General features: G+C 71.9%; 19 protein-coding genes and 1 tRNA gene. 13 read left to right on the forward strand and 7 right to left on the reverse strand.

Translation table 11 applies throughout. The features are described from left to right. Positions 1–10: 10 nt before the first annotated feature. A complete protein-coding gene (locus TU31_RS32080) occupies positions 11–1336 on the reverse strand; it encodes a PucR family transcriptional regulator (protein WP_245698933.1) in 1326 nt (441 codons plus the stop codon). Between the two features lie 193 nt (positions 1337–1529). Here TU31_RS32080 and TU31_RS32085 point away from each other — a divergent pair, with 193 nt between their 5' ends. Then, entirely contained in the window at positions 1530–3038 is a 1509-nt protein-coding gene (locus TU31_RS32085) for a hypothetical protein (protein WP_042161138.1), read from the forward strand. A gap of 103 nt (positions 3039–3141) precedes the next feature. Here the strand turns inward: TU31_RS32085 and TU31_RS32090 are convergent, their stop codons facing one another. After that, the gene (locus TU31_RS32090) at positions 3142–3639 is read right to left on the reverse strand and encodes a DUF6314 family protein (RefSeq protein ID WP_078886077.1); all 498 of its coding nucleotides are present in this window, start codon (positions 3637–3639) and stop codon (positions 3142–3144) included. 233 nt (positions 3640–3872) lie between these two features. On the opposite strand from TU31_RS32090, the gene TU31_RS32095 reads away from it, so the two are divergent. From TU31_RS32095 to TU31_RS32105, 3 genes are read left to right on the forward strand one after another with little or no spacing between them, the layout of a single operon-like run. Further along, the gene (locus TU31_RS32095) at positions 3873–5342 is read left to right on the forward strand and encodes an aldehyde dehydrogenase family protein (protein ID WP_042161140.1); all 1470 of its coding nucleotides are present in this window, start codon (positions 3873–3875) and stop codon (positions 5340–5342) included. Continuing rightward, positions 5330–6913, forward strand: coding sequence for an APC family permease (locus TU31_RS32100; protein ID WP_042161142.1), 1584 nt, complete (start codon positions 5330–5332; stop codon positions 6911–6913). Before TU31_RS32095 ends, TU31_RS32100 begins: the two co-directional genes overlap by 13 nt. Before the next feature lie 15 nt (positions 6914–6928). Then, positions 6929–8491, forward strand: coding sequence for a GMC family oxidoreductase (locus TU31_RS32105; RefSeq protein WP_042161145.1), 1563 nt, complete (start codon positions 6929–6931; stop codon positions 8489–8491). Positions 8492–8788: 297 nt separating this feature from the next. On the opposite strand, the gene TU31_RS32110 is transcribed toward TU31_RS32105, so the two are convergent. After that, positions 8789–8876: transfer RNA gene (locus TU31_RS32110), tRNA-Leu, on the reverse strand. Between the two features lie 105 nt (positions 8877–8981). Between TU31_RS32110 and TU31_RS32115 the strand changes: the two genes are divergently transcribed. Further along, positions 8982–10316, forward strand: coding sequence for a DUF2254 domain-containing protein (locus TU31_RS32115; protein WP_042161147.1), 1335 nt, complete (start codon positions 8982–8984; stop codon positions 10314–10316). Between the two features lie 19 nt (positions 10317–10335). On the opposite strand, the gene TU31_RS32120 is transcribed toward TU31_RS32115, so the two are convergent. Then, positions 10336–11925, reverse strand: coding sequence for an aldehyde dehydrogenase family protein (locus tag TU31_RS32120; RefSeq protein ID WP_042161149.1), 1590 nt, complete (start codon positions 11923–11925; stop codon positions 10336–10338). Positions 11926–12334: 409 nt separating this feature from the next. After that, positions 12335–12715 carry a chorismate mutase gene (locus tag TU31_RS32125; protein WP_042161459.1) on the reverse strand — a complete coding sequence of 127 codons (381 nt, stop codon included), beginning with the start codon at positions 12713–12715 and terminating at the stop codon, positions 12335–12337. A gap of 686 nt (positions 12716–13401) precedes the next feature. Here TU31_RS32125 and TU31_RS32130 point away from each other — a divergent pair. Next, the gene (locus TU31_RS32130) at positions 13402–14700 is read left to right on the forward strand and encodes an FAD-dependent monooxygenase (protein WP_042161151.1); all 1299 of its coding nucleotides are present in this window, start codon (positions 13402–13404) and stop codon (positions 14698–14700) included. A gap of 292 nt (positions 14701–14992) precedes the next feature. After that, the gene (fdhD, locus tag TU31_RS32135) at positions 14993–15883 is read left to right on the forward strand and encodes a formate dehydrogenase accessory sulfurtransferase FdhD (protein WP_042161153.1); all 891 of its coding nucleotides are present in this window, start codon (positions 14993–14995) and stop codon (positions 15881–15883) included. A 32-nt stretch (positions 15884–15915) separates the two neighbouring features. Here fdhD and TU31_RS32140 read toward each other — a convergent pair whose 3' ends face one another. Beyond that, positions 15916–16359: a MarR family winged helix-turn-helix transcriptional regulator gene (locus tag TU31_RS32140; protein ID WP_042161155.1), complete on the reverse strand. Its 444-nt coding sequence runs from the start codon at positions 16357–16359 to the stop codon at positions 15916–15918. 136 nt (positions 16360–16495) lie between these two features. On the opposite strand from TU31_RS32140, the gene TU31_RS32145 reads away from it, so the two are divergent. Both TU31_RS32145 and TU31_RS32150 read left to right on the forward strand, forming a co-directional pair. Continuing rightward, positions 16496–17437, forward strand: a complete 942-nt coding sequence (locus TU31_RS32145; protein ID WP_042161461.1) for a quinone oxidoreductase family protein — start codon at positions 16496–16498, stop codon at positions 17435–17437. Positions 17438–17695: 258 nt separating this feature from the next. Then, a complete protein-coding gene (locus tag TU31_RS32150) occupies positions 17696–19642 on the forward strand; it encodes a sialidase family protein (protein ID WP_042161157.1) in 1947 nt (648 codons plus the stop codon). Between the two features lie 90 nt (positions 19643–19732). On the opposite strand, the gene TU31_RS32155 is transcribed toward TU31_RS32150, so the two are convergent. Then, positions 19733–20800: a bile acid:sodium symporter family protein gene (locus tag TU31_RS32155; RefSeq protein ID WP_042161160.1), complete on the reverse strand. Its 1068-nt coding sequence runs from the start codon at positions 20798–20800 to the stop codon at positions 19733–19735. 185 nt (positions 20801–20985) lie between these two features. Here TU31_RS32155 and TU31_RS32160 point away from each other — a divergent pair, with 185 nt between their 5' ends. The 4 genes from TU31_RS32160 to TU31_RS32175 all read left to right on the forward strand — a co-directional run bounded on the left by TU31_RS32160 (position 20986) and on the right by TU31_RS32175 (position 25977). Beyond that, positions 20986–21849, forward strand: a complete 864-nt coding sequence (locus TU31_RS32160; RefSeq protein WP_042161162.1) for a LysR family transcriptional regulator — start codon at positions 20986–20988, stop codon at positions 21847–21849. A 278-nt stretch (positions 21850–22127) separates the two neighbouring features. Beyond that, a complete protein-coding gene (locus TU31_RS32165; RefSeq protein WP_042161164.1) occupies positions 22128–23930 on the forward strand; it encodes an AMP-dependent synthetase/ligase in 1803 nt (600 codons plus the stop codon). 101 nt (positions 23931–24031) lie between these two features. Next, positions 24032–25102, forward strand: a complete 1071-nt coding sequence (locus tag TU31_RS32170; RefSeq protein ID WP_042161166.1) for a hypothetical protein — start codon at positions 24032–24034, stop codon at positions 25100–25102. 41 nt (positions 25103–25143) lie between these two features. Beyond that, positions 25144–25977, forward strand: a complete 834-nt coding sequence (locus TU31_RS32175) for an aldo/keto reductase (RefSeq protein ID WP_042161169.1) — start codon at positions 25144–25146, stop codon at positions 25975–25977. Positions 25978–25999: the final 22 nt, after the last annotated feature.

Below are 25999 nucleotides of genomic sequence, written 5' to 3' on the forward strand. Positions count from 1 at the left end.
GGCGGGCGCCTCAGTCCGTCGGCCCGTGGAACCGGCGGTGGGTCAGCGCCCACCAGACCTCGGCCAGATCGGCCGGGTCACGGAGGTTGGTGCCGGTGATCTCCTCGAAGCGCCGCAGGCGGTTGCGCAGGGTGTTGGGGTGGACGTAGAGGGTCCGCGCGGCAGCCTCCAGGCGCAGGCCCTGTCGTAGATAGGCGGCCGCAGCCTCCGCCAACTGGGCGCCGTCCTCTCCCCGTTCGCCCAGCGGGGCCAGGCGGAGCCGTACCAGCTGTTCCCCCACGGCCGGCAGCGCCACGACCGTGGCCCGCAGCCCCAGCTCCTCGCGGGTGTACGCGCCGACGAGCCCGAATCCGGCGGCGGCCCGCAACGCCTGGGTGGCCCGGGTGAATTCGGTGGCGACCCCGGAGGCGGATGCCGGGGCGCCGAGTCCCAGAATCAGGCTGCGGCACAGCCCGGCCGGGCGTCCTACCAGCAGTCCCGCCACATCCCCGTCCACGGTCGTGACCAGCGGGCGCCCCGCCTCGTCCAGGGCGAGCCAGGGACGCAGCAGAGCGACGGTCCGGTGGAATGCGCGGTCACCGGGGCCGGCATGGCCCACGGCGGCGGGAGCACCGTCCGGTTCGCCGGGCGGGGAGACCTCGGGCAGCCGCGCGCGGAAGGGGAGGCGGAGGGCGCTGTGTTCGTAGGAGCCGTCCACGGTCTCCGCGTCGTCGGCATGGCCGTCGGGCCGGTGCCCGTCGGCCGGGCCGTCACCGGTACGCCCGGCGTCGCAGGCACCGAGGGACTTGTCCCACCGCGCCTCGCCGAGCAGCAGGGCGCGGACCATGGCCGCATGCCGGCGCTCCGCCGTCGGGTCGTCGCCCTGGAGGCCGACCCGGCAGCTGCGCACGATCCGCAGGGTGTTGGCGTCGACCCAGGCGCGCAGGGTCTCGGCGATCGGCAGCAGGTCCTCGGCGGTCCCGCCCCGGGCCGTCATCTCCTCGCCGAACCGCCGCCAGACGATATCCGTGCCGATCCGGTAGGCCGAGATGATGTCCTCGACGGGCAACGAGCGGGCCAGGGACGTCACCTCGTCGAGATGTGTCTCCGGGATGCCGTACGCCGAGCCGTCGCCGCGGCCGGCGCCCCGCGCGGTCCGCCGCTCCTCGGCCCAGCGCTGCACGAGCGAGAGGCCGTTGCGCAGCGACGCCAGCACTCTCGGCCGGAGCCGGTCCGCCGACACCGTCGCGTAGGAGGGGAGTTGGGACCGCAGGCCATCGATGACCTCGTCGGTGAGCGCATCGATGCCGGCATGCAGCGCGGCGGCGGACTCCGGCACCGTTGTGGAAGTCTCCACCCGTCCCCTCCCGACTCGGTGTCTTTCCCCATGGCGAAAGCGATCATTCGTCGCCATGCTACGAGGAAGCCGCCCGAACCCCTACAGATGTTCGAACTTGGACGACTTTCCCCAGCCGTCCGGACTCGTCCCGGCGTTCGGTGCGCGGCCCCGCTGTCCCTCCCCGTCACCCCCCGCACCATCAAGGAATCCCATGGCTGTTTCCTGGCGTCGTATCGCGGTGCCCGCCGCCGCGGTCGGCGTACTCGTCCCCGCCGCCCTCGGCACCCACGCGCTGCTCTCGGGCCCCGACAAGCCGCGCACATCCTCGGCCGGGATACCGGCCGCCGGGCCGACGGCGCCCGGTGCCGTGCCGGACGATGCCCAGGCCTCCGGCCCGGAGGGCGGTGCCGCGGTCGCCAGGCCGTCCGACGCGCCCAGCCCGTCCGGCAATTCGGTCTCCGTACAGCTCTCGTCGTACGACGCGCACCGCAAGCAGGCGGAGCTCAAGCCGTCCGCCGGCAAGACCGTACGGTCCGGGGATGTGATCGCCGCCGCGCCCAACCGGCACGCCCCTTCGGGTGCACTGTTCAAGGTCCGCAAGGTCACCGGCTCCCGCGACGGCAAGGTCCGCGTGACCACCGCCCCCGCCACGCTCTCGGAGCTGCTCGGCGATCAGAAGGTGGACCAGCGCACGGCGTTGCGGCCCGGCGAGATCTCGGTCAAGCCGCTCTCCTCGGGTGTCACCGTCAAGCAACGCCCCGGCGCGGACAGCGGCGGCACGGCCGGTCCGTCCGGCGAGCCGGGCACTCCGTCCGGCAGCCCGGACGCCACCGCCTCCGGCTCCCCGAGCCCCTCGGCATCCGACTCCTCCGGGGTCCGCACCCAGCTCGTGCCCTCCGGTACCCGGGCCCCCGCCTCCTCCGACAGCCCGCTGTCGCCCGAGGCGCGGAAGGCGCTCACCACCCTGCGGCTGGGGCTCAATGTGCCGCTGCCCAAGGGCGTGCAGGCGACCGCGAAGTCTCCTGCGCGACTGTCCGGCGAGGTGTCGTTCCGGCCCGAGCTGATCTTCCAGTACGAGAAGCGCGGCGGGCTGAACCTGCTGCCGCAGCGGGCCGCCATCGGCCTCGGCGGCTCCTACGGCTACGGCTGGCAGGTCCACGGCAAGGTCAAGGGCAAGGCGGACACCGGGCAGGTAGCGGTGCCGATCGCGGCGGTCACCGGACGGCACGTCTTCTGGGTGGGCCCGGTTCCCGTCGTCGTCAGCACCGAGGTCACCTTCACCTACCGCTTCACCGCGGACGGCCGCATCGTCCTCGACGCCGACCAGCGCACCTCCGGTTCGTTCGCGGTCGGCGCGAAGTACGACCGCGGCAACGGGTGGCAGCCGCTGCACGAAGCGCGGCAGCAGACGAAGGGCGCGGCACCGCGGGTCGAGGGCGCGGCCTCCGCGACGGCCCGTATCGGGGCGCGTGCCGAGGTGTTCCTGTACGACACGGCGGGCGTCGGCGGTGATCTGTCCGTCCACCTCACCGGGCGGGCCGCGGCGGCGACCGGTGGCGGCGCCCCGGCGTGGGCGCTCAGCGCGGGCTACGACCTCAAGACCGAGCTGATGCTGCAACTGAAGATCTTCGGTATTCAGATCGCCGATCTGCGGACCACGCCGTTCGCCCTGCACGACGAGCGGAAGCTCTTCGGACGGGGGAAGCTGCCCGCCGCCTGATCCCGCCGCGAAACGGCCACCGGCGCCCCCGGGGACATCTGTCTCCGGGGGCGCCGTGCGTTGCGTACGGCCGCCGGCCCGGCCACGGGCACCCCTGCCGCCGTCACCCCAGCCGCCGGTACACCGAGCACAGCAACTGGTCCTTGGCCGGGCCGCCGACCCGCCACGCCAGATGCCACTCGTCCGGCCCGACGGCGGTGAAGGTCGCCTCGTACCGGTCCGCGGCACAGGGGTGGACGGCGGTCCACCGGCCGGTCCTGAGGTCGAGGTCGTGGAAGGGCCGGCCGTCGGCGAAGCCGACCGCGGCGGTGCCGTCCGGGCGGGGCCGCAGAAGCAGTGTGCGGCTCGCCGGATTCACCGTCCCGCCCCACGTCAGCTGCCCCTCCTCGTGGTGCAGCAGCGCCTCGCCCGTCGCGTCGGGCCGGAACTCGGCGGTGCCGCGGAAGCTGCCCTCGACGCCGTTCCGCAGGTCGTCCACGGTGCGCTCGATGCTCCAGCGGCCGGAGAGGTACGCCGCGACATCGGGCACGGGGTACGGCACCGTCGCCGTCCCTTCCCGGTCCCGCCCCGGCTTCCGCTCCCGGCTCAGCTCGCTGCCCATCCGTCCATTGTCCCGTCCGCCGCACAGGTCACTCCGTCGGCCCCACCCGGTGCCGCTCCCCTCTCCCCCGGCCCCTCGTACCGTGCGGAGCCGCACCGCCCGTCTTACTCTCGGTTCAGTGATCGTCACCGAGGTCCGCACGGCGGGCCGGCCGGCGGCCTGACGCCGTCGGCGGGGGCGGCCGGGCCCTGCCGCGGCCGCCCCGTCCGAGCCCGGAGACCGGAGGCACCACCATGCCGGAGCTGTTCATCGGCGGTCAGTGGACCGCAGCGGCCGACGGGCAGGTGCGTGAGATCCGCTGCCCCGCGGACGGCACGCTGGTCGCGACCGTGGACGAGGGCGGGCCGAAGGACGCGGCGGCGGCGATCTCCGCCGCCCGCACCGCCTTCGACGACGGGTCCTGGCCACGCACCCCGGCGGCCGAGCGGGGCCGGCTGGTGCTGCGCGTCGCCGAGCTGCTGGAGCGCGACCGGGACGTGCTGGCCAAGGCCGAGTCGCTGGACACCGGCAAGCGGCTGGTCGAGAGCGGCTACGACATGGACGACATTGCCAACTGCTTCCGCCACTTCGGCAACCTCGGCGCGGCCGGGGGCACCGACCGGGTGGTGGACGCCGGTGCCGCGGAGATCGCCAGCACGGTGTGCCATGAGCCGGTCGGCGTCTGCGCGCTGATCACCCCGTGGAACTACCCGCTGCTCCAGACCGCCTGGAAGGTCGCCCCCTGTCTGGTCGCGGGCAACACCTTCGTCCTGAAGCCCAGTGAGCTGACCCCGCACACCGCCGTCCACCTCATGCGGCTGCTGGCCGAGGCCGGACTGCCCGACGGCGCCGCCAATCTGGTGCTGGGCACCGGCCCGGCCGTGGGGGCGCTGCTGACCGAGGACCCGCGGGTGGACATGGTGTCGTTCACCGGCGGGCTGCTCACCGGCCGGCGCATCATGGCCGCCGCGGCTCCGACGGTGAAGAAGATCGCGCTGGAGCTGGGCGGCAAGAACCCCAACATCGTCTTCGCGGACGCCGATTTCGACACCGCCGTCGACTACGCCCTGATGGCCGTCTTCCTGCACTCCGGGCAGGTCTGCTCGGCGGGCGCCCGGCTGCTGGTCCAGGAGGAGCTGCACGATGCCTTCGTCGACGAACTGGTCTCCCGCGCCCAGCGGATCCGGCTCGGCGGACCGTTCGACGAGCATGCCCGTACCGGCCCGCTGATCTCGGCCGCGCACCGTGCGAAGGTCGAGGCGTATGTGGCGGCCGGGCTCGAAGAGGGCGCCGTACTGCTCTGCGGCGGCTCCCCGCCGGACGATCCGTCGCTGTCGAACGGCTTCTACTACCTGCCGACCGTGCTGGACGAGTGCACCCCGGACATGTCCGTCGTCCGGGACGAGAGCTTCGGCCCGGTGCTGACCGTCGAGCGGTTCCGCGACGAGGACGAGGCGGTCTCGCTGGCCAACGACACGGTGTACGGGCTGGCCGGGGCGGTGTGGACGCAGAACAGCGAACGGGCGCACCGGGTCGCGGCCCGGCTGCGCGCGGGCACGGTGTGGATCAACGACTTCCATCCCTATGTGCCACAGGCGGAGTGGGGCGGGATGAAGCAGTCCGGCGTCGGCCGCGAGCTGGGGCCGGCGGGGCTGGCCGAGTACCAGGAGGCCAAGCACGTCTGGCGCAACACCGCGCCACGGCCGCAGAGGTGGTTCGAGTGACCGGCCCCGAGTCCCGTCGCCCCGGCACCCGGGCCGACGGTTCGCACGACGACGACTCACTGGCCGAGCTCGGCTACAAACCGGAACTCAAGCGCACCCTGGGCAACTTCCACACCTTCGCCGCCGGCATCAGCTATATCTCCATCCTGACCGGCACCTTCCAGCTGTTCTACTTCGGCATCGCCCACGGCGGACCGGCCTACTGGTGGTCCTGGCCGATGGTCTTCTTCGGCCAGCTGATGGTGGCGCTGTGCTTCTGCGAGCTGGCCGCCCGTTATCCGGTGGCCGGATCGGTCTACAACTGGGCCAAGAAGCTCGGCGGGCCGCACATCGGCTGGCTCGGCGGCTGGATGATGCTGACCGCGACCATGGTCTCGCTGTCCGCGGTGGCGCTGGCCTACCAGGTGACGCTGCCGCAGATCTCGTCGTGGTTCCAGTTCATCGGTGACGGCACCGGGAAGTCCGCGGCCGAGAACGCCGTCCTGCTGGGCACCGTGCTGATCGCGTTCACCACGCTGGTCAACGCCTTCGGCGTCAAGCTCATGGCGCGGATCAACTCCGCGGGCGTGGCGATCGAGCTGGTCGCCGCCATCGTCCTGATCCTGCTGCTCGCCGCGCATGTCACCCGCGGCCCCGACGTCGTGACCGACACCTTCGGTCTGGGCGCGGGCGAGAACCTCGGCTACTTCGGTGCGTTCCTGACCGCGTCGCTGGCCTCGGCCTATGTCATGTACGGCTTCGACACCGCCTCGTCTCTCGGCGAGGAGTCCAAGGACCCCGGCCGCAACGCCCCCCGCGCGATCCTCCGGGCGCTGGTCGCGTCGTTCCTCATCGGCGGACTGATCCTGCTGTTCGCGCTGATGTCCGTGCCCGATCTCCAGGCCGAACAGCTGAAGGTGGACGGTCTCCAGTACGTGGTGCTCTCCACGCTCGGCTCGACCGTGGGGCAGATCGTGCTCTGGTGTGTGGTCATCGCGATCACCGTGTGCGAACTGGCGGTGCACACCGCCGGCATCCGCCTCGCGTTCGCGATGGCCCGGGACAACAACCTCCCGGCCGCCTCCCTGCTCGCCAAGGTCAGTCCGCGCTTCCAGACGCCGGTGCTGCCGGCCGTCATCATCGGGCTGGTGGCGATCGGCATCCTCGTCATCAACGTCAATCAGCCGCAGATCTTCTCGGTGATCACCAGTATCGCGATCATCATGATCTATCTGGCCTATCTGGCGGTCACCCTGCCGATGCTGATCCAGCGGCTGCGGGGCAACTGGACTCCGGCCAAGGGCAAGTTCTCGCTCGGCAAGTTCGGCATTCCGGTGAACCTCCTGGCGGTGCTCTGGGGCATCGCCATGTCCCTGAACCTCGCCTGGCCGCGCGCCGCGGTCTACAACGCGACCGGCCCGCAGCACTGGTATCTGCGCTGGGGTGCCTTCCTGTTCATCGGCGTCGTGGCGCTCGGCGGCTTCGCCTACTACTGGTTCGTCCAGCGCAAGAAGACGGGCGTCCTGGCCATGCACGCCGCCGTCCACCCGGACCGCGGCACCTCGGGCGACGCCGGCAACCCCACCCCCTGATCTGGAGACGGCACGATGTCCCAAGAGGCACCTGTGGACGAGTTCGACTATGTCGTGGTCGGCGGCGGCACGGCCGGCGCGGTCGTGGCGGCCCGGCTCAGCGAGGATCCGGCGGTCACCGTCTGCCTGCTGGAGGCCGGTCCGTCCGATGTCGGCGACGAGAACGTGCTGCGCCTGGACCGCTGGATGGGGCTGCTGGAGTCCGGCTACGACTGGGACTATCCGGTCGAGCCGCAGGAGAACGGCAACAGCTTCCTGCGGCACGCCCGCGCCAAGGTGCTGGGCGGCTGCTCGTCGCACAACTCCTGTATCGCCTTCTGGACCCCGGCCGAGGATCTCGACGAGTGGGCCGCGATGGGCTGTACGGGCTGGAGCGCGGCCGACTGCTTCCCGCTCTTCCAGCGGCTGGAGAACAACGACGGCCCGGGAGACCACCACGGCCACGACGGCCCGGTCGTCCTGCGCACCGTCCCGCCCCACGACCCGTGCGGAGTGGCCCTCCTGGAAGCCTGCGCGGCGGCCGGCATCCCGACCGCCGCCTTCAACACCGGCAAGACCGTCATCCGGGGCGCGAACTGGTTCCAGATCAACTGCCGTCCTGACGGCACCCGTTCCTCGGCGTCGGTGTCCTATCTCCACCCCGTCATGGGCACCCGCAAGAACCTCGACGTACGCACCGGGCTCCAGGCCAGGCGCCTGAACTTCGACTCCGCACGGCACTGCACCGGCGTGGACTACCTCGCTCCCGACCTGATCCACACCCGCACCGTCCACGCCCGCCGCGAGACCGTCGTCTCCTGTGGCTCCATCGACTCCCCCAAGCTCCTGATGCTCTCCGGCATCGGCCCGGCCACCCATCTGCGCGCCACCGGCATCGAGCCGATCGTGGACTCCCCCGGCGTCGGCTCCAACCTCCAGGACCACCCGGAGGGCGTGATCATGTGGGACGCCAAGCAGCCCATGGTCCGCTCCTCCACCCAGTGGTGGGAGATCGGCATCTTCGCCGACACCGAGCCGGGCCTGGACCGCCCGGACCTGATGTTCCACTACGGCCAGGTGCCCTTCGACATGAACACCTACCGCCGCGGCTACCCCACCTCGGAGAACGCCTTCTGCCTCACCCCGAACGTCACCCGCGCCCGCTCCCTGGGCACCGTACGGCTGCGCACCCGCGACTTCCGTGACAAGCCCAAGGTGGACCCGCGCTACTTCACCGACGAGCACGACATCCGCGTCATGACCCACGGGCTCCGGCTCGCCCGCGAGATCGTCGCCCAGCCCGCCATGGCCGACTGGGCGGGCACCGAACTCGCCCCGGGCCCCTCCGCCCACTCCGACGCCGAGCTCCTCGACTACATCCGCACCACCCACAACACGGTCTACCACCCCGCCTGCACGGTCCGAATGGGCGCCACCGACGACCAGGCCACTCCGCTCGACCCCCAGCTGCGGGTCAAGGGCGTCACGGGTCTGCGGGTCGCCGACGGTTCGGTGATGCCGTTCCTGCCGGCCGTGAATCCGTGCATCACCACGATGATGATCGGGGAGAAGTGCGCGGACATGATGCGGAGCGCCTGACCGGGCACACAAAAGACCTACGAGGTGGGCTCCCTTCGCCGGCATTGTCCGGATCAGGTGCTTGGGGGTCGCCGTCCGGTCTTACGACCTTTCAGCCTCTCAGCCCGACCTTTCCTCTTGTCCTCGGCGAGAGCCAGAGCTCCCTTCCCCGAGGCCAGTCCGGTCGAACTCCCTCGCTCGCCCCGTAGGCCGGTCTTCAGGATACTCCCAAACAAAGGGTATGGAACAGTCAATTTGGACATCTCTTGCCCCGTCACCCGGAAATGCAGAAAACCCCTGCTCAGCAGGGGTTTTCGCTGGTGTCCGAGGGGGGACTTGAACCCCCACGCCCGATAAAGGGCACTAGCACCTCAAGCTAGCGCGTCTGCCATTCCGCCACCCGGACTAGGTGTGATCTTCACGGGGCGTTCCCCGCGGCGACATGGACAACAATACCAAGGTTTCGGAGTGCCCTTCACCTGCGTATCCGCTGCCCACATAACCTCGATTTATGGGCAATGAGGGACATGTCGCGCATATCACTGGTCCCCGCAGGCCACGTGCGCTGTCGCCGCTACGGGAGCATCTGCGGGACACCTTCTGGTTCGCGCCGTCGGTGGGGCTGGTGTGTGCCGGGCTGCTGTGGTGGGGGGCGTCGGCACTCGATCTTGAGATCGTCGCGCTGCTCCAGCGCGAGAAGGCGTACGCGGCGCTGCGGGAGCTGGTGTCGGTCGCCGAGGACACCAGGACGATCGTGACGACGATCAGCTCGGCGATGATGACCTTCATCGGGGTGGTCTTCAGCATTTCGCTGGTCGCGGTGCAGATGGCCAGCGGTCAGCTCACCCCGCGGGTGGTGCGGATCTTCGTCCGGAGCCGGATCAGCAAGCTCACGCTCACCGTCTTCCTGGCGACCTTCCTGTTCTCGCTGCTGGTGCTCACCTCGTACGAGAGTGAGACCGACATCCGCCGGGTCACCTCGGTGCCCGTGGTGCAGAACCTGCTGACGATGGCCCTGGTGGTGCTCAGTCTGGTGCTGTTCATCGCGTATGTGTCGGCCACGCTGCGGCTGATGCAGGTGGGGCCGGTGGTCGACCGGATCACCCGGGAGACGCTGCGGATGCTGGCGCGGCAGGGCACGGGCAAGGAGGGCGCGGAGGACGGCGGCTCCCTGGCGCCAGAGACGGGGCGGGTCGCGCACACCGGCCGGGCCGGGGTCGTACGGGATGTGCATGTGGCACGGCTGGTGCGGGTGGCGCGGCGGCAGGGGGTCGTGCTGCGGCTGCTGCCGCGGATCGGGGACTTCGTGCTGCCGGGGACGCCGGTACTGGCGGTGCACGGCGAGACGGTGCCGCCCCGGTGGGCGTTGCGGCGCACGGTGTCGGTGGGGGTGGAGCGCACCTTTCACCAGGATCTCGGCCTCGGGCTGCGGCAGTTGTCGGACATCGCGCTGCGGGCGCTGTCGCCCGCGGTGAACGACCCGACCACGGCCGTGCAGTGTCTGGACCGGATCGTGCAGATCCTCGCGGCGGTAGTGGGGCGGCCGCTCGGGGCGGTGCACCACCGGGACCGCCGGGGTGCGGTGCGGCTGGTGCAGAACGTGCCGGCCTGGGCCGATCTGGTGGACCTGGGGCTGACCGAGATCCGGGCGGCCGCGCTGCACAGTCCGCAGGTCACCCGCCGGATGCTGGCCGGGATCGACGATCTGCTGCGGCTCGCACCGGAACCGCGGCGGGAGCCGCTGGTGCGGCACCGCACGCTCCTGCTCCAGGCGGTGGAGCGCGCGGTGCCGGCGGCCCCCGACCGGCGGTTCGCCTCGTCCCCCGACCGGCAGGGGATCGGCTGACGCCGGTCCGGGGCTCTGGCTACGGCATCAGGTGGTAGTCGGGGAAGTTGCCCGGCAGACGTTCGGACTCCGGGCCTTCGGTGACCGCGCGGACAAGGAGTTCACCGCCGACGAAGGCACCGCTCCAGGAGTTGCCGAAGCCGCCGAAGAGCTCATCACGGTCGCCCCGGGAACGCGGTTTGCCGTGGCCGACCTTGAAGGCGCGGATCTGCGGCGCGAGACGGTCGTACGTCTCATGGTCGTCACAGGACAGGCTCGCCACCAGGGCGCCGTTGCTGGCGTTCATCGCGGCGAGGAGTTCCGCCTCGGTGTCGACGAGGACGAGGGTGTCGACGGGACCGAAGGGCTCGGCGTGGTGGAGCGGGGAGGACGGGGGCGGGGCCAGGAGCGTGGTGGGCGGGAGGTAGGCCGAGGTGTCCTGGGACGGCAGGAAGTGACCGTCGGCCAGGCTGCCGCGGTGCAGGGGGACCGCGCCCCGGGAGATCGCCTCGTTGGTGAGGTCGGCGAGTTCCTTGGCCTTGGCGGCGTTGATCAGCGGGCCGAAGTCGAGCTCGGGGAGCGGATCGGCGGGGCCGGCGACGGCCAGGGGGTGGCCGAAGCGGACGCTTCGGACGGCCGGCAGGTAGGCGGCGAGGAAGTCGGCGAAGGCCTCACGCTGGACGACGAAGCGGGGGTAGGCGGTGCAGCGCTGCTTGGCGTAGTCGAAGGTCTTGCGGAGCAGCGGCGTCAGGGCCGGCCAGTCGGTGAAGTTCCAGATGCCCCAGGTGTTGAGGCCCTCTTGTTCGAGGATATGGCGTTTGCCGAGGTCGGCGACGGCGGTGGCGACCCGGGCGCCGGTGTCCCGGCCGCCGACGAAGGACACACAGCCGATTTCGGGTGAGCGGACGAGGGAGGGCGAGAGCTCCTTGCCGCTGCCGCTGACCAGGGTCGCCGGGACGCCCTCCCGGGCGGCCAGTGCGCAGGCCAGGGTGAGGCACACCAGGCCACCGTCGGTGGGGGTCTTGGCGATCACCGCGTTACCGGCCAGCGCCTGCACCAGCATCGCGTGGATCAGGACCGACATCGGGTAGTTCCAACTGGCGATGTTGCTGACCGGTCCGGGCAGCGGCGTGCGGTCGACGAGCATCCGGTCGATCTCGGAGACGTACCAGCGGACCCCGTCGATGGCCCGGTCGACGTCCGCCTGCGCGAGCTTCCAGGGCTTGCCGATCTCCCAGACGAGGAGCAGGGCGAGCAGTTCGCGGTGCTCGGTCAGCGCGTCGAGGGTGGCGGAGATCCGGGCCTTGCGTTCGGCCAACGGGACCTGGCGCCAGGCCCGGTGCTGGTCGAGGGAGGCGCGTACGGCGTGCAGCGCGGCGTCCGCGTCGAGCCGGGGCGGGCCGGCGACCGGGCTGCCGTCGACGGGGCTGGTGGCGGGCAGCGGGTGGCCGTCCGGATGCCAGGCGGCGCCCCAGAGGTTGAGGGCCTGGTCGTCGCGGAACGCCTCGGGGGCCGCGGCCAGGCTGCGCTGCCAGGCGTCCTGCCAGGACGTACCGGGCTTGAGTATGAGCGTCGGGGCGGGGCGGTCGCTCCGCCCCGGATCGGCGGGGGATGCGGGGGTGGTGGCCATCATGTGTCTCCGCTCTCGGTGCACGGCCGGAGGGGCAGGGTGGTGGCGCTCGGTCGGCTCCCGGAGGAACCGTGTTACTGGACGGTAGTGGGCGCGGCGACACTGCGGGACGGTCCGGCGTCGGGTATGGCGAGTGTCACTCGGCGGGGGCGGCGGGGCCAGCTGGGTGAGGCGACCGTGGGGTCGGCCGGTCAAGGAGGAGCTGCGCCATTCTTCGGGTGGGGGCGCGCCCGGGACTGCCGTCGAGGGGACTACGGGGGTGGTGCTTAGCGGCGGGGGCGCCACGACCTTCGTCATCGGAGCCGAGATCTCCGTAGTGGGGGCCCTGCGCGCCGCACCGGAGACGAGAGCGCCCACGCGGATCGTTACCGCGCGGGCGGTGCCATGCCGTCCCTGGGTTGTCCGGGGCTCAGCCCGCGGCCGGTCCCGCCGCTTCCGCCGTCGCCTCTTCGTGCGTACGGTCGGCGATCGCGCGGTGGTGGCGGACGACCTCGCCGATGATGAAGTTGAGGAACTTCTCGGCGAAGGCCGGGTCCAGTTTGGCGTCCTCGGCCAGCCGGCGCAGCCGCTCGATCTGCGCGGCCTCGCGGGCGGGGTCGGCGGGCGGCAGGCTGTGCCGGGCCTTGAGCTCGCCGACCTGCTGGGTGCACTTGAAGCGCTCGGCGAGCAGATGCACCAGGGCGGCGTCGAGGTTGTCGATGCTGCCGCGCAGATAAAGCAGCCGCTCACGGGCCGCCTCGTCGGCAACGGAGGCCGCTTCGCCGGCCGCCGGTGCGGTCCCTTCGCTCATGTGCGTCTCGCCATTCGTGGTCGGTCGGGTGCCCGGTGCGGTGTCCTGCTTCGGGTACGTCATGCCTGATCGGCTGCACATTACCCGGCCGGAGGCCGGTGACCTGGGCTGGTCTCGCGGATCGGACCGAATGGCCGGGACCGGACCGGGCCGGCTGGTAACGGAACGGATCACGGGAGCGGGACGGGGCAAGGGGACCCGCCGGACGAGGGGTATCCGGGGCGACTGCCGCAGGGTGAAGGGGCGGACCGCAGAGCACCCGGAATGGTGAACGGCGCCGCGCCACGGAGTAGTTCGGGCCGGGCCCGGCGAGGGGACGCCGCCGCCGGTGTCGGGGGTTGCTTCCCCATCGGTAAGGGCCGGCGGCGTCTGCGCTACGCCCGGTAGCGGGATCCCCCACAGATCCCGCCACCGGGCCGTTTCGCGCGGGGCCGCGGCAATGGCCGGCCCCGGATGCGGGCGCTGACCGGGCCCCGGCTCAAGCACCTACCCACACCACGGCCCGGCCATCCCTCCGTCTTCCCTTGATTCGCGCTGATCGTTCATGCCCTGCCGTCCAGGGACGGCCCGCCGCTCCGCCGCACGCATCCTGCCCCTCGGGGGCAACTCCTGTGAGAATGTGCCGCGTCGACCACAGCGCGCCGACCGACCATCGGCCGCCGGACAGTGCAGGGGGCACCCACCGTATGAACACGGATCGCATCCGGATCGCAGGGGCCGAGGTCGCCGTTGTGGGCGGCAGTATCGCCGGTTGCGCCACGGCACTGGCCGCGCATCGTGCCGGCGCGGGCCGGATCTCCGTCCTTGAGCGCACCGCCGGGCGCCTCGCGGACCGCGGCGTCGGCCTGGCGGTGCACAACGCCCGTTATGCCGAGCTCGCGGCCGCCGGCTACCTGGACACCGCGATGCCGTGGGTGCAGCTGACCACCCGCCGCTGGTACCTCCGCGACGGCACCGCGCCGCTCGGCCGCCGGCTCGCCACCCTGCCCTTCCCGTTCCGCTCGTACTGCTGGGGGCCGCTCTGGCGGGAGTTACGGCGGCGGCTGCCGGAGGACACCGTCTTCCGGTCGGGCGTACGGGTGGCCGGGGTCAGCGATGCCGCGGACGGCGCCACGCTGCGGCTCGACGACGGCGAGGGCGGCGGCAACGGCACGAGCGACGGCGTGCGGCACCGCACCGGCCACCGTACGGAGCGCTTCGACCTGGTCATCGGTGCGGACGGCTATCGCTCGACGGTCCGTGCCGCCGCGTTTCCCGAGGTACGGCCCGACTACGCCGGCTATCTGGCCTGGCGCGGCGCCATCCCGGCCGAGCGGCTGGCTGAGCTCGACCTCCCAGGCCTGCCGGCCACTCCCTGGGCGGTGGAGGACTGCATCTACGTGGTCTTCCCCGGCGGCCACGTCATCATCTACCGCATCCCGGACGGCCACGGCGGCCACCGCGCCAACTGGGTCCTGTACACCGCCCCGCCGGCCGGCCTCGACCTGGCGTCGGCCTCCCCCACCAGCCTGCCGCCCGGCACCCTCACCGATGCCCTGCACAGCCATCTCACCCATGTGGCACGCGAGTTGCTCCCGCCGTACTGGGGTGGGCTGATCCGACTGACGCCACGTGAAGACTGCTTCATCCAGCCCATGTACGACTTCACGGCGCCGCGCTACACCGCCGGCCGGCTGCTGCTCGCGGGCGATGCGGCCACCGTCGCCCGCCCGCACACGGCCGGCGGCGCGGTGAAGGCGCTCCAGGACGCCGCCGCCCTGGAGGCCGCACTGCGCGCCGTACCGGTGCGGCAGGACGCGCTGGACGCATACGGCACCGAGCGCGGGCGGACCGGCCGGGCGATGGTCGAGCTGGGACGGCGGCTGGGCCGGTTCCTGGTGCAGGACGCCCCGGACTGGCGGACGCTGGACCAGGCCGGGTTGGCGGCGGCCTGGTCCACGGCCGATGGCTCGGGCGCGTTCGGTGGCCGCGAGCTGAAGAACTGACGCCACGTCAGCATGAGGGGCCGCGCCCGTCCCGGCGGATTCGCCAGGGCGCGCGGCCCGCACGGCCGAGGAATCCGGCTCGGAAGCGATCCGCACGTGCGCGACTACGGCACGTACACCCCTACGCGGCGCACCGCCGCACCCGTCAGGTGCAGGAGAATGAGAACGTCGAGGTCACCTCGCCGCCACGGCCACCGGTGACCCACGGCGATCCGTATCAGGGGCCGCTTCGGCCCTCGGCACATACAGCACCGGGACCACACCGGACCGGTGCGGACGGGACTGATCAGACATGGGACGGGTCACCGAGCGACGCCGCGTCATCCGCATCCGCGACGGTGCCGTGAGCACCCGCCCGGACACCCTCGTCGCCGAGGAGCCGCTGGAGATCCGGGTCGGCGGCAAGCCGCTGGCGATCACCATGCGCACCCCCGGCGACGACTTCGCGCTCGCCGCCGGCTTCCTCGTCAGCGAGGGCGTCCTGGCGAGCGCCGACGAACTGGCGAACATCGTCTACTGTGCGGGGGCCACCGAGGCGGGCACCGCGGCCCCGGACGAAGCCGGGAGCGGGGGCGGGAGCAACAGCTACAACGTGGTCGATGTCCGGCTCGCGGACGGGGTTCCGGTCCCGGACATCAGTCTGGAACGCCATGTCTATACGACCTCGTCGTGCGGGCTGTGCGGCAAGGCCAGTCTGGACGCGGTGCGCACCACGGCCCGCTGGGCGCTGGACACCTCCCCCGACTCCCCGGTCCGTATCGACCCGGAGACACTGAGCGCCCTCCCGGACCGACTGCGGGCGGCCCAGCGGGTCTTCGAGCGGACGGGGGGTCTGCATGCCGCGGCGCTGTTCACGGCGGACGGTGAGCTGCTCGACATCCGGGAGGACGTGGGGCGGCACAACGCCGTCGACAAGATCGTCGGGCGGGCGCTGCAACAGGGGCGGCTGCCGCTGTCCTCCGGTGTGCTGATGGTCTCCGGCCGGGCGTCGTTCGAGCTGGCGCAGAAGGCGGTGATGGCGGGCATTCCCGTGCTGGCCGCGGTCTCGGCGCCGTCCTCGCTCGCCGTCGATCTCGCCGTCGAGACCGGGCTGACCCTGGTCGGGTTCCTTCGTGGCACCTCCATGAACGTGTACGCGGGTGAGCACCGGATCGCCCTGGACGCGGCGGCCCCCACGGGCTGAGGCGCGCGCCCGGCACGGCCGGCGGCCGCGCGTCACCCCGCCGGCAGCGCGATCCGGGTCAGCAGGGCGATCAGCTGCTCACGTTCGGCGGGGGTCAGGGCCGCGGTCAGCTCCGCGTTGGCCTCGTCGCCGAGCTGCTGGGTGCGGCGCAGCCGCTGCCGGCCGTCGGCGGAGATCTCGACGGCGTTCTTGCGCCGGTCCCTGGGGTCGGGGGTGCGGGTCACCAGCCCGTCCTGCTGGAGGTCGTTGACGATCGCGACCATGTCCTTGGGGTCGATGGCCAGCGTCCGGCCGAGTTCCGCCTGGGAGACCGGACCGAGTTCGGCGACCGCCGAGAGAACGGCGTGATGCATCATCCGCATGCCTTCGGCGGCCAGCGCGTCGGCGACCAGGCGGTGACCGCGGGCGGCGGCGCGGCCCAGCAGCCAGCTGGGGAGCGCGCGGATACGGCTGGGGGCGTAGGGAGTGTCGGCCATGGGACCACCGTACCGAGAAACCCATTGGAAGACCCAACGAAAAACCATTGGCAGGCCCAATGGTTTGTGTTTATCGTTGGGGAACCCAATGAAGCCTGCCGGTGCCCACCGGCCGACGAACCTGGAGGTGCCGCCCATGCGCCGCGTCCGATTCCATTCCTACGGCGGTCCCGACGTCCTGCGGGTCGAGGAGGCGGCGGCACCGGTGCCCGGCCCGGGTGAACTCCTGGTGCGCACGGAGGCCATCGGTGTCACGCTGCCGTGCGTACGGCGGGTGCGCGGCGACGGCAACGGCGGCGGCGATCCGCTGCCCGCCGTGCCCGGCGGCGAGATCGCCGGCACGGTCGTCGCCCTCGGCCCGGACGTCACCGGCTTCGCCCCCGGCGACCGCGTCACCTCGCTCACCCTCACCGGTTCGTACACCGAACTCGCCCTCGCCCCCGCCTTTCTGGCGAGCCGGATACCGGACGGGGCGAGCGCCGTGCAGGCGGTGGCGCTGGTGCGCAGCGGACATGTCGCGCTCGCCGCGCTCAGCACCGCCGCGCCACGGGGCGCCGAGTCCGTACTGATCACCGGCGCGGCCAGCGGCACCGGGCATCTCGCCGTCCAACTGGCCAAGCTCCAGGGGGTGCCACGGGTGGTGGCCGCGGTCAGCTCGGCCGCCAAGGCGGAGTTCCTCCGGGAACTGGGGGCCGATGAGGTGGTGACGTACGACCAGGAGTCCTGGGGCGCGCCGGTCGACATCGTGCTGGACGGTGTCGGTGGTGAGCTGCTGCCGCGTGCCCTGGCCGCGCTGGCCCCCGGCGGCCGGCTGATCTTCTTCAACTCCGGCGGCGGCACGGTCCCGGCGTATGAGCTGCTGGCGGGCGCCAAGACGATCACCGGGCTGACGATGCGCCACTTCTCCACCGTCCACCGGGAGCTGTACGAGGAGCACCGGGCACGGCTGTGGGAGCTGGCGGGCTCCGGCCGGCTGCGGGCCGCCGTCCATGCCGAACTGCCGCTGACCGAGGCCGCGAAGGCGCACGAGATCATCGAGGCCAGGGCCAACCTCGGGAAGGTGGTGCTGCGGCCGTGAGGCCCGGCCGGCACATACGGCAGATTCGGGGCACCCGGCCCACGCGGCACTCCCGGCCCCCGCACCGCAGTCGGCGCTTCCGGCGCACCCGGCGCAGCGCCTGCGGGCCGGGAGAGTGAATTCCGGCTGCGGGACGGAGAACCGACGCACGCTCCTTGTCGCGGTCCGCACGCGGCAGTAGCTTCCGTCGCGATGCACACATAGGACGTGGGATGTCCTGATGACCCGACGCCGATGCCTCGAAGGGCAGGCCGGACCATGACGTCAGTTCTCCGCGCACACCCCAGCCCCCGCAGCAGACCCCGCCGCCGCGCCGCGGCCCTGCTCGCCGCACTGACCACCACAGCCCTCGCCCTCCTGCCGACCACCCCCGTCCATGCCGCACCGGACAGCCCGCCGGGCACCCCCGCCGGCGGCTTCGACCAGCAGATCCTCTTCAAGGCCGCCCAGGACCCGGGCTACTACTGCTTCCGTATACCGGCCGTCGTACAGTCCGCGCGGGGCACTCTGCTCGCCTTCGCCGAGGGCCGGCGGCACGACTGCGGCGACGCGGGCGATATCGACCTCGTCCTGAAACGGTCCACCGACGGCGGCCGGACCTGGGGGCCGCTCCAGGTCATCAACCACGGCGACGGTGACACCCACGGCAACCCGGCGCCCGTCGTGGACCGCCGCACCGGCCGGATCGTGCTCGCCGAGACCTACAACAAGGGCCGCACCGACGGCCTCAGCTGCGATGTCCCCTGTGATCGCACCCCGCACCTCCAGTACAGCGACGACGACGGGGCGACCTGGTCCGCGCCCCGGGACCTGACCGCCGGCATTCGTCCTCCGCAGTGGAATTCCTGGTACGCCACCGGGCCCGTGCACGGCATCCAGCTCACCCGTGGACGGCACGCGGGCCGGCTGGTGTTCAGCGTGAACGCCGAGAGCTACGCGGACCACCGGGTCACCGCCAACCATGCCGCCCTGATCCACAGCGACAACGGCGGCACCACCTGGAAGGTCGGCGCGCTGGACAGCTGGCCCGTCGCGGCCGAGGGGACGTTCCGTCAGAAGCCCTCGGAGATGACCCTCCTGGAACGCTCCGACGGCTCCCTCTACGTCAACGGCCGCGAACAGGACGGCACCGACCTGGGCCATCGCACCGCGGCGGTCAGCCGGGACGGCGGCGACTCCTTCGCCGCACCGTTCCGCGCCCTCCCCGACCTCTACACGCCGATGGTGCAGGGCTCGGCGCTCCGTCTGCCGCACCCGCGCACCGCCCACGGCCGCACCCTGTTCGCGGCCCCCGCCGACCCCGACCGGCGCCGGACCATGACCATTCGCTCGTCCTACGACGAGGGCCGTACCTGGGAGGGCGTCGACCGCGGCGCCCGGGTCACCACCGACTGGTCCGGCTACTCCGATCTGGTCGCCATCTCCCCCGAGGTCACCGGCCTGATGTACGAGGGTGGTGCAGTCGACGCGCGGGACGAGATCCGCTTCGCCCGCTTCACCGAGGACTGGCTCGGCCCCCGGCGCGCCCCGGATCCCACCACCCGCGACACCGCCCCCGGCGCCCGGCCGGCGCTCGTCCTGGGCGGCGCCCGCGGCACCGACGGCCGCTTCGGACAGGCACTGTCCTTCGACGGCACCGACGATGCGGTACGTCTCCCCTTCCGCCGCGCCCTGCCCCTGGGAACCCACGACTTCACCGGCAGCCTGTGGTTCCGCTACAGCGCCACCACCGGCGAACAGCCGCTGCTGTGGATGGGCGGTGTGGGCGCCAGGGCCCCGCAGGTCTCGGTCTCGGGCGACCCCGCCCATCACCGGATCGTCGCCCGCCTCACCGCCGTCGCCGGCGCCCAACCGGCCGCCGGCGCCCAGGCGGTGACCAACGCTGCCTACAACGACGGAAGTTGGCACCATCTGGCGCTGCGCCGTAGTAGCGGCCGGCTGCTGCTCACGGTGGACGGCGGCGAGACCACCGTCGCCCCCGATGTCCCGGGGTCGGTCAGCCGCGGCTCGGTCTTCGGCGTACACCTCGGCCAGAAGCCCGACAGCCGCGTCCAGTTCACCGGCGCGCTGGACGAGGTACGCGTCTACCGGCGGGCCCTGACCGACGCCGAACTGTCCCGCGTACGTACCGAGAACGCCCCGGTGGACGGCCCACTGGTCCTCGGGCTGCCGCTGGACCGGGTACGCGGGGGCGCGAACAGCTGATCAGCGGCGGACGAAGCCAGGGCCTGCCCGGACGTGAACACGCCGGGCGGGCCCTGCGCACACGCCCTGAGGCCGCTCCGGCCCGACGCGCTACCGCCGCGCCCCGCTCACCGCCACCTCCCCCGCGGCCTCCGCCGCCGCTGCGCTTCCCCCGACGCCGCCCGCCACCGCCGGCTCCGGCCCCGCGGAGGCCGCGAAGCGCTTCGCGAGGACCGCGCACACCATCAACTGCATCTGGTGGAACACCATCAGCGGCAGCACCGCGAGCCCGGCCTGTGCGCCGAACAGGACGCTGGCCATCGGAAGGCCGGCCGCCAGGCTCTTCTTGGAGCCGGCGAAGGTGATCGCGATCCGGTCCGCCCGGTGGAAGCCGAGCCGCTTCGAGCCGTACCAGGTGGCCGACAGCATCACCGCGAGCAGTACTGCCTCCACCCCCAGCAGGCACAGCAGCCGCAGCGCGGAGACCTGGTGCCAGATGCCCTGGACCACACCGGCGCTGAAGGCGGCGTAGACGACGAGCAGGATCGAGCCGCGGTCCACCCGGCCGAGGGCCTTCTTGTGCCGGGTGAGCCGGTCGCCGATCCACCGCCGCAGCAACTGCCCGGCGAGGAACGGAAGCAGGAGCTGGCAGACGATCGAGACCAGTGACCCGGCGGAGAAGCCGCCGCCGCTCCCGTGCAGGACCAGGCCGGCCAGCAGCGGTGTGACGACGATGCCGACGAGGCTGGAGAACGAGCCGGCGCAGATCGCCGCCGCGACATTGCCACGGGCCAGGGACGTGAAGGCGATCGAGGACTGGATCGTGGACGGCACCAGGCACAGGAACAGCAGGCCGGTGTAGAGGGTGGGCGGCAGGACCTCGGGAACCAGCAGGCGGGCGGCCAGGCCGAGCAGCGGGAAGACCAGGAAGGTGCAGGCCAGAACAGTGAGATGGAGCCGCCAGTGGCGCAGGCCGTCCATCGCCTCACGGGTCGAGAGCCGGGCGCCGTAGAGGAAGAAGAGCAGCGCGACGGCCCCGGTGGCGGCCCCCTCGGCGACGGAGGCGGCCGGCCCGCGGGCGGGCAGCAGCGCGGCCAGGGCGACGGTGCCCACCAGCGCCAGGAGGTAGCCGTCCACGGGCAGCCGGGAGGGGAGCTTGGGCAGAGGGGGGCGGCGCATGGTCTCTCTTCGGTCGTTCGGTGACTCGGGGCACGGGCACGGGGCACAGTGGCCCGTGCGGGCCCCTCCAGGGTGCCGTGGGCTGCGGCCATCGGGAACCCCGCTTACCGTGGTCACTGTGATGCCAGTCCGCGATAGGCGCCGTAGGGGTCCACAACCCGAGGACCGGCCAAGGACGGAGAGCCGTGTTCGAACCCGCCCAGTTGCGCACCTTTCTCGCCGTGGCGCAGACGCTGAGCTTCACCCAGGCCGCGCACCGGCTCGGGGTGCGGCAGTCGACGGTGAGCCAGCACGTACGGAAGCTGGAGGAGGCCGCCGGGCGCCGGCTGTTCGCCCGTGACACCCATGCCGTGGAGCTGACCGAGGACGGCGAGGCGATGCTCGGCTTCGCCCGCACGATCCTGGAGGCGAACGAGCGCGCCACGAGCTTCTTCACGGGTACCCGGCTGCGCGGCAGGCTCCGCTTCGGCGCCTCCGAGGACTTCGTGCTGACCCGGATGCCGGAGGTCCTCGAAGAGTTCCGGCGGGAGCACCCCGAGGTCGATCTGGAGCTGACCGTCGAGCTGTCGGGGACCCTGCACGAACTGCTGGCGGCCGGCCGGCTGGATCTGGTGCTCGCCAAGCGGCGGCCGGAGGACTCGCGCGGACGGCTGGTCTGGCGCGACCGGCTGGTGTGGGTGGGGGCCGAGCGGCTGCGCCTCGATCCACAGCGCCCGGTCCCGCTGGTCGTCTACCCGCCCCCCGCGCTGACCCGCGCCCGCGCGCTGGAGGCGCTGGAGCGGGCGGGCCGGGAGTGGCGCATCACCTGCACCAGCGGAAGCCTGAACGGACTGATTGCCGCAACCAGGGCAGGACTGGGCGTAATGGCACATACAAGGGGCATGATCCCGCCAGGTCTGGTCACGATTCAGCCACGCGCCGGACTTCCGGAACTGGGCGGCGTGGATTTCGTTCTTGTGTACGGACAGCGCGACCGCGCCGCGCGGGGCCCGGCGGATGCACTGGCCGACGCGATCCTCGCTGGCGGCGACCGCCTCCAGCTCCCCTGATCGGCGGCGGCGATCCGGACAAGCCCGCTGATCCACCGTCACGTGCAGAGATTTGGTGCAGATATGGTCCCGGCGCCGTGATCGTCCGGCGTTGAACCAGCTGGCCCGTGTCCCGGCTTCTCCGAAGTAACCCGATTTCTCCAGTTGATCATTTCCTGTGTGGCCATGTTCGCGACGTGGTACGGCTCTGCCGCATGCCGTCACGGTGGGGTACGGTCGCGGCCTTGTGAGCAACACCACGAGGAGCTGGGTCATTGCGCGAGTTCACCGTCCCGCCTTTGGCGACCGCGCCCCGGGTCGGCGGGCTGGCGGATGCCGTCTACGAGCACGCCGAATCCGACCCCGATCGCGTCGCCCTGGCGCGTAAGGACGACGCGGGGAACTGGCAGAACGTCACCTCCGGAGAGTTCCGGGACGAGGTCCTTGCCCTGGCCAAGGGCCTGCTCGCCCAGGGCGTCCGGTTCGGCGACCGCGTCGGCATCATGTCGCGTACGCGCTACGAGTGGACTCTGTTCGACTTCGCGCTGTGGTCCATCGGCGTCCAGTCCGTACCGCTGTATCCGACCTCGTCGGCGGAGCAGGTCTTCTGGATGCTGCACAACGCGGGCGTCTCGGCCTGTCTGGTCGAGCACGAGGACCATGCGATGACCGTCGGCTCGGTCATCGACCGGCTTCCGCAGTTGCGCAAGCTGTGGCAGCTGGACGCCGACCCGGTGGCCGAACTGACCGCGGCCGGTGCGCATATCGAGGACGATGTCGTCCACCGCCACCGGATGGCCGTCACCCCGGACGCCACGGCGACGATCATCTACACCTCCGGCACCACCGGCCGCCCCAAGGGCTGTCTGATCACCCACGCCAACTTCATGGCCGAGTCCGACAACATCGTGCTCCGGTACGAGACGGTCTTCCACTCCAAGCCGGGTGACGAGGCGGCCACGCTGCTGTTCCTTCCCCTGGCCCATGTCTTCGGGCGGATGGTCCAGGTCGCCGCGATCCGTGGCCGGGTCAAGCTGGGCCACCAGCCCGAGCTGGCGGCCCGTGCGCTCCTGCCCGATCTCCAGACCTTCCAGCCCACGTTCATCCTGGCGGTGCCGTACATCTTCGAGAAGGTCTTCGCCGCGGCCCGGCGGCGGGCGGAGACCGACGGCAAGGTGGGGCCGTTCGACAAGGCCGTTGAGATCGCGGTCCGTTACGCCGAGGCGCAGGAGCACAAGGCCTTCGGGACCGGCTCCGGCCCCAGTGCCTCGCTGCGGATGCAGCATCAGTTCTTCGAGAAGGTGGTCTACAGCAAGGTCCGGGCGGCGATGGGCGGCCGGGTGCGGCATGCGATGTCGGGCGGCTCGGCGATGGAGCGCCGGCTCGGGCTGTTCTTCGCCGGCGCCGGGGTGCGGATCTTCGAGGGCTACGGCCTGACGGAGAGCACCGCGGCCGCCACCGCCAACCCGCCCGAGCGGACCCGCTTCGGCACCGTCGGCACCCCCGTCCCGGGCACCACCGTGCACATCGCGGAGGACGGCGAGATCTGGCTGTACGGCGGGCAGGTCTTCCACGGTTACCACAACGACGCCAAGGCGACCGATGCCGTGCTGCACGACGGCTGGTTCTCCACCGGTGACCTGGGCGCGCTGGACGAGGACGGCTATCTGACGATCACCGGCCGCAAGAAGGAGGTCCTGGTGACCTCCGGCGGCAAGACGGTCTCGCCGGTGGGCCTGGAGGAGCGGGTACGGGCGCATCCGCTGGTCGCCCAGTGCATCGTGGTCGGCAACGACCGGCCGTTCATCGCCGCGCTGGTGACGCTGGACCCGGAGGCGGTCACCCACTGGCTGGCCATGCGCGACAAGCCGGAGATGCCGCCCACCGACCTGGTGCGCGACCCGGACCTGGAGACCGAGATCCGGCGCGCCGTCGTCGCCGCCAACACCCTGGTCTCCCAGGCCGAGTCGATCCGTACGTTCCGGATACTGGCCAACCAGTTCAGCGAGGAACACGGGCTGCTGACCCCGTCGTTGAAGCTCAAGCGCAAGGCGATCGAGACGGCCTACACGGTCGAGGTGGACGCGCTGTACCAGACGTGACGGGGCGGGGGCCGGGCGGCACCGGGCGCTCCCCCGTCCGGCGGAGCGGGCTCGTTCGCCGGACGGACGCCGGCCGCACCGCGGGCGGCGAGGCTCCTGTCATGGATACCCGCCGTCTCACGTTTCTCGGCCGGATCGCGGTCGTCGCCTGTGTCCCGTACCTCACGCTCAAGCTGCTGTGGGTGCTGGGCTTCGACATCGGCGTCATGGACACCCACCGCGTAGGCCGCGCCGCCTGGGTGACGGCCAATGTCGTCACGTTCCTCCTGGACGCCGTCGCCGCCGTGGTGGCCCACACCCTCACCCGCCCGGCCGGTCTGCGTACCCCGGCCTGGCTGCTGGCCTTCCCGTTGTGGATGGCGTCCGGACTGCTGATCCCCCTGATGACCGGGCTCGCCGGCGGCAGCGTCACCGCCCTTGTCACCGGCGCCGCCAACCCGCTGTCCACCGGCGACTTCCTCGCCCCGTGGGTCTTCGGCGTGGTCTACGGCGGCTTCACCATCGAGACCGTCACCCTGCTCGGCGCCTTCGTGCTCTACGCACACCAGCGCTGGGGCGGCCTGCTGCGCCGCCCGCTGCACGCGCTGCCGGACACCGGCACCCGGGCGATGCAGCGGATCTTCGTGTTGCCCGCCGCGGCGCTGCTCGCGGCGCTGGGCACGGTTCACGTGCTGTGGGGCGCGGGCTCGACGCTGGGTGTCGCGACGGCCGATGTGGCCGCCCGTACGGTCATCAGCTCCGCGTCGGACTGGGCCGCCGGCCTGCTCTCCCTCGCGGGCGCGGCCGGGCTGGTACTCCTGGTCCTGCCGGGCCTGCTGCCCGGGCTCCGGGTGCGTACGCCGCTGTTCCTGGCCTGGTGCGGCAGTGCCGCGGCGTTCGCCTGCGGCGGCTGTCTGTGGCTCGGGCAGGCGGTGACCGACGGCCTCTCCCCCGGCGCCTCCGCGGTCCCCGAGGGGCTTCCGGGTTTGCTCGGTGCCCTGGAGCTGTGCGCCGGACTCGTGGTGCTGTGCACCGGGTCGTTCGCGCTCTGCGAACTCACCGCCGCGACCCGCTCCGCGCCCGCGTCCGGGGGCGGTCGCCCGGCCCCGCCCACGGCGCGTACCCGGGAACGCCCCGCGTTGCGCGCATCCCGTCCCGCTGCACGGGAATGCGTGCCGACGGATGATCGTTGACATCCCTGAAGAAGAAAGCCGACGTAAGGATCGATTCCCTCGTGAGCAAGGTTCCGTCCATCACGCTCAACAACGGCGTCGCGATGCCGCAGCTCGGCTACGGCGTCTGGCAGGTCGAGGACGACCAGGCGTTCACCGCCGTCGGCCAGGCCCTGGACGCCGGGTACCGCAGCATCGACACCGCGATGATCTACGGCAACGAAGAGGGCACCGGCAAGGCGCTCGCCGCCTCCGGGATCGCCCGTGACGAGCTCTTCGTCACGACCAAGCTCTGGAACGCCGACCAGGGACACGACGCGACGCTGCGCGCGTTCGACACCTCCCTCGCCAAGCTCGGCCTGGAGTACGTGGACCTGTATCTGATCCACTGGCCGCTCCCGTCCCGGGACACGTACATCGAGACGTACCGGGCCCTTGAGAAGATCTACGCGGACGGCCGCGCCAAGGCCATCGGTGTCTCCAACTTCCTGCCCGAGCATCTGGAGCGGCTGCTGGGCGAGACCTCCGTCGTCCCGGCCGTCAACCAGATCGAGCTGCACCCGCTGTTCCCGCAGGCCGCCTCCCGTGCCTTCCACGCCCGGCACAACATCGTCACCGAGGCCTGGTCGCCGATCGGCCAGGGCAAGGGGCTCCTGGAGAACCCGACGCTCGTGGAGCTCGCCGCCAAGCACGGCAAGACCCCGGCTCAGATCGTGCTGCGCTGGCACGTCCAGCTCGGCAATGTCGCCATCCCGAAGTCCGTCACCCCCTCGCGCATCGCCGAGAACATCGACATCTTCGACTTCGAGCTGGACGACACGGACCTCACCGCGCTCGCCGGCCTCGACTCCGGCACCCGCCTCGGCCCGGACCCGGCCACCTTCGACGTGGGCTGATCCGCCGCCCGTATCGGCGCCG

The organism is Streptomyces lydicamycinicus, from assembly GCF_000829715.2.
Taxonomy (GTDB): Bacteria; Actinomycetota; Actinomycetes; order Streptomycetales; family Streptomycetaceae; genus Streptomyces; species Streptomyces lydicamycinicus.

Excerpts from the sequence above, each read along its gene's own strand:
- TU31_RS32085 (WP_042161138.1), top strand. The coding sequence starts at position 1,530 with ATGGCTGTTTCCTGGCGTCGTATCGCGGTGCCCGCCGCCGCGGTCGGC.
- TU31_RS32090 (WP_078886077.1), bottom strand. The coding sequence starts at position 3,639 with ATGGGCAGCGAGCTGAGCCGGGAGCGGAAGCCGGGGCGGGACCGGGAA.
- TU31_RS32095 (WP_042161140.1), top strand. The coding sequence starts at position 3,873 with ATGCCGGAGCTGTTCATCGGCGGTCAGTGGACCGCAGCGGCCGACGGG.
- TU31_RS32105 (WP_042161145.1), top strand. The coding sequence starts at position 6,929 with ATGTCCCAAGAGGCACCTGTGGACGAGTTCGACTATGTCGTGGTCGGC.
- TU31_RS32115 (WP_042161147.1), top strand. The coding sequence starts at position 8,982 with ATGGGCAATGAGGGACATGTCGCGCATATCACTGGTCCCCGCAGGCCA.
- TU31_RS32120 (WP_042161149.1), bottom strand. The coding sequence starts at position 11,925 with ATGGCCACCACCCCCGCATCCCCCGCCGATCCGGGGCGGAGCGACCGC.
- TU31_RS32125 (WP_042161459.1), bottom strand. The coding sequence starts at position 12,715 with ATGAGCGAAGGGACCGCACCGGCGGCCGGCGAAGCGGCCTCCGTTGCC.
- TU31_RS32130 (WP_042161151.1), top strand. The coding sequence starts at position 13,402 with ATGAACACGGATCGCATCCGGATCGCAGGGGCCGAGGTCGCCGTTGTG.
- fdhD (WP_042161153.1), top strand. The coding sequence starts at position 14,993 with ATGGGACGGGTCACCGAGCGACGCCGCGTCATCCGCATCCGCGACGGT.
- TU31_RS32140 (WP_042161155.1), bottom strand. The coding sequence starts at position 16,359 with ATGGCCGACACTCCCTACGCCCCCAGCCGTATCCGCGCGCTCCCCAGC.
- TU31_RS32145 (WP_042161461.1), top strand. The coding sequence starts at position 16,496 with ATGCGCCGCGTCCGATTCCATTCCTACGGCGGTCCCGACGTCCTGCGG.
- TU31_RS32150 (WP_042161157.1), top strand. The coding sequence starts at position 17,696 with ATGACGTCAGTTCTCCGCGCACACCCCAGCCCCCGCAGCAGACCCCGC.
- TU31_RS32155 (WP_042161160.1), bottom strand. The coding sequence starts at position 20,800 with ATGCGCCGCCCCCCTCTGCCCAAGCTCCCCTCCCGGCTGCCCGTGGAC.
- TU31_RS32170 (WP_042161166.1), top strand. The coding sequence starts at position 24,032 with ATGGATACCCGCCGTCTCACGTTTCTCGGCCGGATCGCGGTCGTCGCC.